The sequence below is a fragment of the Paraburkholderia sp. Ac-20342 genome (assembly GCF_017104985.1).
Lineage (GTDB): Bacteria > Pseudomonadota > Gammaproteobacteria > Burkholderiales > Burkholderiaceae > Paraburkholderia.
The window spans coordinates 1-2,606 of record NZ_JAAGPQ010000195.1; the positions used below are offsets into that span (position 1 = coordinate 1).

The window sequence follows — 2,606 nt, forward strand, 5'->3', positions numbered from 1 at the left end:
GGGACTAACCGGATGACGCTGAAGGGCGTTGTCACGTTAGCGGGGTACTCGCCTGACATATAGCGCAATGGAGAAGACGAAATCGCGCTATCACAGTCACCGATTCTCGGTGGGCGTCATCTCTCAAGTGATGCGCAGATACTTCCGGTTCCAGCTCAGCCCGCGCGATATCGAAGAGCTGCTGTTCGAACGTGGCGTGATCGTTAGCTACAAGACGATCGTTTCAACTGCCGCTTCACGCGGCTTCGGGGAAAACTGTAGTCGCCGATTCATGTCTGCAATGTACATATAACGGCGAACCAATTGACGGACCATAAATCGCCGATGCAGAAGGCGATTTGATCGCTGCGCGCATGACAACATGATCGTCGATCACTCGAAGTTTGAGCTCGCGGTCTAAGGAAGGTCTGCAAAAGTCCTGGCGCTGAAGTCTGGTTGGACTATCCTGGGTGAAGGGAAGGTTAAGGGGTTCCTCGATGACACAGCTTGGTCTTGGTCTGGATCTTTCAACGAAACGCACGCGCAAGCGGGAATTTCTCGATGAGATGAGGCGCGTTGTGCCATGGTCGAGGTTGATTGCGTTGATCGAATCGCACTATCCGAAGGGTAAGACTGGAAGGCCGCCGTTTTCGGTTGCGACGATGCTGCAAATCCACTTCATGCAGCAGTGGTTTGGGCTTTCAGATCCAGCGATGGAAGAGGCGCTTTATGACGTGCCGCTGTACCGTGAGTTTGCGGGGCTGGACGAAGGTATGACGCGTTTGCCGGACGAGAGCACGATCCTCCGATTCCGTCACCTTCTCGAAACACACGGCCTGGCTGCGCAGATGCTCACGGTGGTCAATGAGATCCTGAGTGAGAAGGGCTTGATGCTGAAGGCCGGGTCGGCGGTCGACGCGACCTTGATTTCGGCACCCAGTTCGACGAAGAGCGGCTCTGGTACACGGGACCCGGAGATGCACCAGACGAAGAAGGGAAATCAATGGTACTTCGGCATGAAAGCGCACATCGGCGTTGACGCACAGTCGGGTCTGGTCCACACCGTCATTGGTACAACGGCCAACGTTCACGACATCAATGCGGCCGAAGCGTTGCTGCACGGCCAGGAAACCGATGTGTACGCTGACGCCGGATATCAGGGTATCGAAAAGCGCTGTCAGGCGATCCAGGTTCGCTGGCATGTCGCGATGCGATCAGGCAAGCGTCGACAACTGGACCTAAACAATCGTCTGGACGCGATATTCAACCAGATTGAGCGCCTGAAGGCTGGCATCCGCGCCAAGGTTGAACATCCGTTCCGCGTGCTCAAGCAGCAGTTTGGCTATACGAAGGCCCGGTATCGAGGGTTGATGAAGAACACCGCGCAGATCACGACACTGTTTGCGCTGGGCAACCTCTGGATGTCGCGCAGGGCTTTAAGCAAACCGTGAAACGCCCGGACGTTCATGCCGTGAGTCTCGGCAAACAAAGGTCGCGATGCTTGAAAATCAGACGACCAACCTGCCAGCAAACGCTCACGGCTGATATCCCCAAGGGGCAAAAGATCAGCGCTCTGAAAACGAGTTGTGCAGACCTTCCCTAGCGCATTTATTGACCGCGAGCTGCATATGCCCCAGTCATGGATCGACGATCGTCCTCGCTGCAAGGTTGCGGGCGTCCCTGACACGTTGGGATTTGCAACCAAACCGCAGCTCGCGCGCCAGATGCTTGAACGGGCGCTCGATGCGGGAGTACCCTGCGGCTGGGTCACCGGAGATGAGGTGTATGGCGGTGACCGTCCTTTGCGGCTGTGGCTCGAGTCGCGCGCGCAACCATTCGTGCTGGCGGTGAAGAAGAACGAACCATTATGGTGGCAAGGCCCGACCACTATGCGCGCCGACAAGATTGCACAAGCCTTGCCACCGCAGGCCTGGCGCCGCCTCTCGGCCGGAATCGGCGCAAAAGGCGCGCGCCTGTATGACTGGGCACTTACGCCGTTGTGGCGCCTGCAGTTGAGCGCCGAGGAGCGTCGCTTGGGTCATTATCTGCTGGTGCGCCGCAGTCTTGACGAGAATCGCGAGCATGCGTATTTCGTCGTCTACGCGCCCCGCAGCAAGGTCACCCGTCGGACTCTGGTCAACGTCGCTGGCAGGCGATGGGAGATCGAAGTCGGCTTTGAGGCCGCCAAGGGTGAATGCGGCCTCGACCAATATGAGGTGCGTCGCTGGCAGGGCTGGTACCGCCACGTCACTCTGGCGTTGTTGGCGCACGCGGTACTTGCTGGTCTGAGGGCGCAGGCCAAAAAAAACAGCTGAAGGTTCACTGCCATTCGGCATCCAGGAGATCCGTCGCCTATTGTGTCGCCTGATATGGCGAACCCTGCATTCCGTCGAGCATGTGATGTCGTGGTCAATATGGCGCCGCCGACATCAGTACCGAGCCCAGCAGTGTCATTATCGACGACGTGGCGGTGTGCTCCCGGCATATCTACGGCTGTAGTACTAACAGGCGTTAACAAAATGAGTTCTTCAGTTTTCGCCAACAGATGATGCAGCAGGCGATTTTCATGAAGGCTTCGTGGATAAACGCAAGGCGTTCGAAGCGGATGCGCAGTCGTCGAAAGTTGT

The 2,606-nt window shown here is 57.3% G+C and carries 2 protein-coding genes and 2 pseudogenes; 3 read left to right on the forward strand and 1 reads right to left on the reverse strand.

Translation table 11 applies throughout. The annotated features are described in order from the left end of the window. Window positions 1–67 precede the first annotated feature (67 nt). The 3 genes and pseudogenes from G3N58_RS33625 to G3N58_RS33635 form a co-directional block, all read left to right on the forward strand. Window positions 68–220, forward strand: a pseudogene (locus G3N58_RS33625) (IS6 family transposase); the annotation flags it as partial. A 256-nt stretch (window positions 221–476) separates the two neighbouring features. Next, complete coding sequence (locus G3N58_RS33630) at window positions 477–1,430, forward strand: IS5 family transposase (RefSeq protein ID WP_206001347.1); 954 nt, start codon at window positions 477–479, stop codon at window positions 1,428–1,430. A gap of 135 nt (window positions 1,431–1,565) precedes the next feature. Further along, window positions 1,566–2,294, forward strand: a complete 729-nt coding sequence (locus G3N58_RS33635; protein WP_346778320.1) for an IS701 family transposase — start codon at window positions 1,566–1,568, stop codon at window positions 2,292–2,294. 196 nt (window positions 2,295–2,490) lie between these two features. On the opposite strand, the pseudogene G3N58_RS33640 reads toward G3N58_RS33635, so the two are convergent. Next, window positions 2,491–2,606, reverse strand: a pseudogene (locus G3N58_RS33640) (IS5/IS1182 family transposase); the annotation flags it as partial.

Excerpts from the sequence above, each read along its gene's own strand:
- G3N58_RS33630 (WP_206001347.1), top strand. The coding sequence starts at position 477 with ATGACACAGCTTGGTCTTGGTCTGGATCTTTCAACGAAACGCACGCGC.